A 6,179-nucleotide genomic window follows, 5' to 3' on the forward strand; every position below is an offset into this window, starting at 1 on the left:
ATCACTGATACAAAGTGCTACATAATATCCATTTAACTGCTTTATTCCTTTTTTTAAAATATCATGTATCTTAATATATTTATCTTTTTCACCCCAACTTATTAAAGAATTCATATTTTATACTAATTTAAAATCTGTATCTATTAATCCTATATGAGAGCATATTAAATTTAATTTTTTATCTTTTATATCTTCACAATCTACAATTAGTTGACCTAAGTTTGCTATTTCTATTTCTCTAAACCAATTTCTAATAGTCTTTTTTCTTCATAGTTATTTCGAAACTTATCTAATTCCATAAATGAAAATGTAATATTTGACTGTGGGTCTAGGTCTATAGCTAGTACTTTATAACCTCTATCAACTAAACCTGCTTCTAAATTAGATATATATAGTTGTTTTTACTACTCCACCTTTATAATTTATTATAGATATAACTTTCATACTTTTTCCCTATAAATAAGTACTTTCTATATTTTATGAACAGATTATAAAATATATCGCTTCACTTTAGTTATCTTACAAATACTTTATTTAAAAACGTACACCATAGCCAAGAATTATAAATAAAAAATAGGTATACATAACTGTATACCTATTTTTTATTTATAATTCTTTAACAATAGTTTTAACTAATGATAAAAATTCTTCTTTTACTTTTTGAGTAGTTTCTATAACTTCTTCATGATTTAAAGGTTGGTCAAGTATTCCTGCTGCCATATTAGTTATACAAGAAATTCCCACAACTTTAAGTTTGCTATGTGATGCAACTATAACTTCTGGAACAGTTGACATACCAACAGCATCTGCACCTAATATTCTTGCCATTCTTACTTCTGCAGGAGTTTCATAAGTTGGACCTGAGAAGAATGCATAAACACCTTCTTGAACTTTTATATTTAATTTCTCTGCACATTTTTTTGCAAGTTCTATGTACTCTTTAGTATATGCTGATGACATATCAGGGAATCTAGTTCCTATTCTATTATCATTAGCACCTATTAAAGGATTATTTCCAGATAAATTAATATGATCTGTTATTATCATTAAATCTCCTGGTTTAAAGTCAACATTTGCTCCACCTGCTGCATTTGTTACGAATATAGTTTCTACACCTAATGCTTTCATAACTCTAACTGGGAAAGTTATCATTTCCATTGAGTATCCCTCATAGTAATGGAATCTTCCCTGCATTGCTACAACTGTTTTTCCTTGTAAGTTACCTATAACTAATTGTCCTTCATGACCTTCCACTGTTGATACAGGAAAGTTTGGTATATGGTCATATTTGATTTTTATAGGATTTTCTATTTCATCTGCTAATATACCAAGGCCTGATCCTAATATCAATCCTATTGACGGAGTAAGATCTGTTTTTGATTTTATATAATCTGCTGATTCTTGTATTCTCTCGTATAAATTTTTCATGATTTCACCTCATATGTCTACATTAATTAATAATTATTTTATTTTATAAATCTATTTTACCAATTTTTATATTATGTTTCAATTTACTTAATATTGAAAATTTATTTCTATTAAATTATATAGCAACTATTAAACCTACTATTAATGCACTTAATAAACTTACTATAAACCCCCCCATCATTCCTCTGAATGCAAGTTTTGCAAGTTGATTTCTTTTTTCTGGGCAAAATACTGATATACCTGATATGCATATACCCATTGAAGATATATTAGCAAATCCACATAATGATATAGCCATCATAAGTCCTGTTCTATAATCTAATCCTTGTATTATTTCTCCCAGTTGTCCAAAAGCAACAAATTCATTTAATACTAATTTGCTTCCAAGTAATTGAGATGCAGTTAAAATATCTCCTTTATCTAATCCCATTAAAAATCCCATAGGTGAAAATACATAAGATAATATTTTTTCTAAAGAAAGTCCTACAACTCCTAATACACCATTAACTAAAGCAACTAAAGATATTATAGCAATAAGCGATGCTCCTATTCCAAGAGCCATGTTAAGACCATCGTTTGCACCTTGAGCTATGGCTGATATTAAGTTTGCATTGTCACCTTTATTATCTATTTTCACTTCATCACAAGCTATTTCAGTAGCTATTGGTTCTGCTATTTCAACTTCAATAAAATCTCCATTACTATATGTAACTTCTTCTTTAGTTTTTGATACTTCTTTAGTTTTTACCTCTGGTAAAATTATTTTAGAAACTATTATACTTCCTAAAGGTACTAGAGCACCTCCTATTAATAAGTATTCCATCGGTATACCCATTCCAGCATACCCCATAAGAACAGTTGCTGACATACTTCCCATACCAGATATTAAAACAAGCATTATTTCACTTTCAGTCATACCTGGTAAGTATTTAGAGACAAGTATTGGTGACTCAGTCTGTCCAAGAAACATATTGGCAACAGCAACGAAACTTTCTACTTTGCTAGTCCCAAGCACTTTTCCTATTACTCCACCTATACCTTTTACAACAAATCCTATAACACCTAAGTAGTATAGAGCTGCCACTAATGCAGATATAAATACAATATTGCCAAGAACTGATATTGCAAATATCATTCCCGTAGATGCAGTAGAATCAGATAATGATCCAAATACAAAGCTTAAACCTTCTGCTCCATAACTTAACACATTAGTAACCACATCAGATACTTTTTGTAGAGCTATTCTTCCCAAAGGAAATTTCACAAGTAAAAATGTTAATATAAACTGTAATACCAAAGCTTTTACTATCATTTTTTTATCTATATCTTTCTTATTAGAAGAAAATAAGTATAGTCCTGATATTACTATTATTATTCCTAAAATATTTATTAATATTTTCATATTATTCTCCCATTATTTTTATTTTATTAATTCTAAGAATGATTTCCCTATTTCAAAATCATACTCTTTGTTATCATTATCAAAATTATCCAGGATTGTTATCCCAATATCTGACATAGACTTTAATTCATTAAGTTTGCTAGGATTTTCTAAATTTTTATTATAAATTATAACTGGTACGTATTCTCTTGTATGATCAGTGCCTTTAAATGTAGGATCATTTCCATGGTCTGCTGTAATAATTAATAGATCATCATCATTCATGTGTTGTATTAATTCTTCCAGTTTATTATCAAAAGATTCCAATGCATTTCTATAACCTACAACATCTCTTCTATGACCGAACAGTGCATCAAAATCTACTAAGTTTAAAAATACTAATCCCTTGTATAAATTTTCTTTTGATATATTTATAAGTGCATCCATTCCATCTTCATTGCTTTTACTTTTTATACTTTTAGTTATACCTTGATATGAATAAATATCACCTATTTTTCCTATTCCAACCACATCTAGATTCTTTTCTTTAAGAGCATCTAATACTGTATGTTTAGGTGGTTTTAGTGCATAATCTTTTCTATTTGAAGTACGTTTAAAGTTTTCTTTATTTGTTCCTACAAAAGGTCTAGCTATAATTCTTCCAACTTTATATTCTTCTTTTAAAGTAATTTTTCTTGCTATTTCACAAACCCTGTAAAGTTCTTCTAATGGTATTGTTTCCTCATTAGCTGCAATTTGTAATACACTATCTGCTGAAGTATATAAAATTAATGCTTTACTTTTTATATGTTCTTCACCTAAATTTTTTATTATTTCTGTTCCTGATGCAGAAATATTCCCTATAAACTTATGACCACTTTTTTCTTCTAGTTCATTTATTAACTCCTTAGGAAATCCTGTATCTGTAAATACTTTAAATGGTTCTTTTATAAGTATTCCTGCCATTTCCCAATGTCCTGTTATTGTATCTTTTCCTTTTGATAACTCACCACATTTTGTACTATATGCTATTTGATTTAATACAGGTTTTACACCTTCTATATTTTCTATATTTCCAAGACCCATTTTTTGTAGGTTAGGAAGATTTAATCCTCCTGTAGCTTTAGCTATGTTGCAAAGAGTATTGGCTCCTTCGTCCCCATACTCTTTTGCATCATTCAAAGCACCTATACCCACAGAGTCTAACACTATTAAAAATACTCTGTTAAATTTTTTCATATTAATACCCCGAACACTCTTCATTATTTATTAGTTTTATTATTCTACTTGTTCCTAGTCTTGTAGCACCTATTTCTATAAACTGAGAAGCCGTTTCTAAATCAGAAATTCCTCCGGCAGCTTTTATAAGTATATCTTCACCTATATTTTGTGAAAATAATTTTAAATCCTCTACTGTTGCTCCACCACTACTAAATCCAGTTGAAGTTTTTATATAATCTGCTTTTGCATTTGTCACACATTTGCACATAGCTATTTTTTCTTCTTCAGTTAAAAGACAAGTTTCTATTATTACTTTTAATATTTTTTCTCCACAAGCTTCTTTTATTGCTTTTATTTCTTCTTCTATTTCAACCAATCTATTTTCTTTAAGCATCCCAAGGTTTATTACCATGTCGATTTCATCTGCACCATTAGATATGGCATCTTTTGTTTCATATACTTTTACTGCAGTTGTATTGTATCCGTTTGGGAAACCTATCACTGTGCAAACTTGCATTTTATCACCAACATATTCCTTTGCTTTTTTTACAAAAGAAGGTGGTATACATACTGATGCTACTTCGTATTTCATAGCATCATCACATATTATTTTTATATCTTCCCAAGTTGATGTTTGTTTTAATAAAGTGTGATCTACTGTTTTTAAAATAGTTTTATTATCCATTCTCTCTCTCCTATTAATTATTATAAAATTAAAGTTATATCATTTTGTGAATTATCGGAGCTTTTTCTGCCTTTTGCTCAGCTATTACGTATGCACTTAATAACTCTTCTTCAGCTTTTTCAAACTTAGCTTCATCTGATGAGTAAAGAGTTGCTAATACATCTCCCACTTTAACGTAGGCTCCCATTTTCTTTTCTAATATTATTCCTGCACCATAATCTAAATCATCCTCTTTAGTATGTCTTCCAGCTCCTGTTAATAAAGAAGATATTCCTACTTTCTCAGCATTTAATGCGTATACATATCCTTCTTTAGTCGCTTTAACTTCATGAGTTAAAGGCGCTATTGTAAATAATTCAGGATTGTCTATTACTGATGCATCTCCACCTTGAAGTACTGCTAATTCTCTTAATTTAGCTAATGCACTTCCATCTTGTAAGCATTTTTCTAATTTTTCTCTTCCTTCTTCCATAGTTTCAACTATTTTACCAAGCATTAACATTCTTGATCCTAATTGAAGAACTAACTCTCTTAAATCCTCTGGTCCTTTTCCTTTTAATATTTCTATAACTTCTTTTAATTCAAGAGCATTTCCTATTGCATATCCTAAAGGCTCTCCATTTAAAGTTATTGCAGCAGAAGTATTTCTACCTAAGCTTTTTCCTATATTAACCATAGCTTTTGCTAACTCTTCAGCTTTTTCAGCAGTTTTCATAAATGCGCCTTCACCATACTTAACATCTAGTAATATGGCATCAGATCCTGAAGCTATTTTTTTACTCATAATACTTGCAGCTATTAAAGGTATACTGTCAACTGTTGCAGTTACATCTCTAAGTGCATATATTTTTTTATCTGCTGGTACTAGATTTTGTGTTTGACCTGCTATAACAAGTCCTGCATTTTGTACCATTTCTTTAAATTTATCTTCTTCAACAGATATATCAAAACCTGGTATTGATTCTAATTTATCTAATGTTCCACCAGTATGTCCAAGACCTCTTCCTGATAGTTTTGCAACTTTCCCTCCTGCTGCTGCAACCATAGGTACTAAAATTAAAGATGTTTTATCTCCAACTCCACCAGTACTATGTTTATCAAGTTTTATTCCATCTATCATACTTAAATCAACTACATCTCCTGAATTAACCATTGCCATAGTTAAATTTGCTGTTTCTTCTTTTGTAAATCCATTTATATATATTGCCATTAATAATGCAGATGTTTGATAATCTGGTATTTCACCATTTGTATACTTTTCTATAAAAAACTCTATTTCTTCTTTACTTAATTCTTCTTTGTCTCTTTTTTTAGATATAATATCGTACATTCTCATTATTTCGTTCCCCCTATATATTAATATTTTGTTGTTATTTGTCATATTAAAATTATAACAAGGAAAACATTTTCTTTATATGAAATATATTGAGATTTGTTGTAACTATATTGATGTATTTTTATTGA

At 29.3% G+C, this 6,179-nt stretch carries 6 protein-coding genes; all 6 read right to left on the reverse strand.

Going from position 1 to position 6,179, the window contains the following annotated elements; all coding sequences use genetic code 11:
• Positions 1-230: 230 nt before the first annotated feature.
• On the reverse strand, positions 231-389 hold the full coding sequence (locus tag NSA58_RS20765) for a ParA family protein (RefSeq protein WP_139045017.1): 159 nt from the start codon (positions 387-389) through the stop codon (positions 231-233).
• Positions 390-606: 217 nt separating this feature from the next.
• The gene (locus NSA58_RS14230) at positions 607-1,428 is read right to left on the reverse strand and encodes a purine-nucleoside phosphorylase (RefSeq protein WP_039679885.1); all 822 of its coding nucleotides are present in this window, start codon (positions 1,426-1,428) and stop codon (positions 607-609) included.
• 115 nt (positions 1,429-1,543) lie between these two features.
• Complete coding sequence (locus tag NSA58_RS14235; protein ID WP_257560612.1) at positions 1,544-2,830, reverse strand: NupC/NupG family nucleoside CNT transporter; 1,287 nt, start codon at positions 2,828-2,830, stop codon at positions 1,544-1,546.
• Positions 2,831-2,848: 18 nt separating this feature from the next.
• Positions 2,849-4,048 carry a phosphopentomutase gene (locus NSA58_RS14240; protein WP_039679883.1) on the reverse strand — a complete coding sequence of 400 codons (1,200 nt, stop codon included), beginning with the start codon at positions 4,046-4,048 and terminating at the stop codon, positions 2,849-2,851.
• A 1-nt stretch (position 4,049) separates the two neighbouring features.
• On the reverse strand, positions 4,050-4,715 hold the full coding sequence (gene deoC / locus NSA58_RS14245; protein WP_039679882.1) for a deoxyribose-phosphate aldolase: 666 nt from the start codon (positions 4,713-4,715) through the stop codon (positions 4,050-4,052).
• Between the two features lie 34 nt (positions 4,716-4,749).
• Positions 4,750-6,051 carry a pyrimidine-nucleoside phosphorylase gene (locus NSA58_RS14250; RefSeq protein ID WP_257560613.1) on the reverse strand — a complete coding sequence of 434 codons (1,302 nt, stop codon included), beginning with the start codon at positions 6,049-6,051 and terminating at the stop codon, positions 4,750-4,752.
• Positions 6,052-6,179: the final 128 nt, after the last annotated feature.

Source organism: Terrisporobacter muris (assembly GCF_024621905.1).
GTDB lineage: Bacteria > Bacillota > Clostridia > Peptostreptococcales > Peptostreptococcaceae > Terrisporobacter > Terrisporobacter muris.

What these genes read in the sequence shown, in the direction of transcription:
- NSA58_RS14230 (WP_039679885.1), bottom strand. Translation starts at nt 1,428, where the DNA reads ATGAAAAATTTATACGAGAGAATACAAGAATCAGCAGATTATATAAAA.
- NSA58_RS14235 (WP_257560612.1), bottom strand. Translation starts at nt 2,830, where the DNA reads ATGAAAATATTAATAAATATTTTAGGAATAATAATAGTAATATCAGGA.
- NSA58_RS14240 (WP_039679883.1), bottom strand. Translation starts at nt 4,048, where the DNA reads ATGAAAAAATTTAACAGAGTATTTTTAATAGTGTTAGACTCTGTGGGT.
- deoC (WP_039679882.1), bottom strand. Translation starts at nt 4,715, where the DNA reads ATGGATAATAAAACTATTTTAAAAACAGTAGATCACACTTTATTAAAA.
- NSA58_RS14250 (WP_257560613.1), bottom strand. Translation starts at nt 6,051, where the DNA reads ATGAGAATGTACGATATTATATCTAAAAAAAGAGACAAAGAAGAATTA.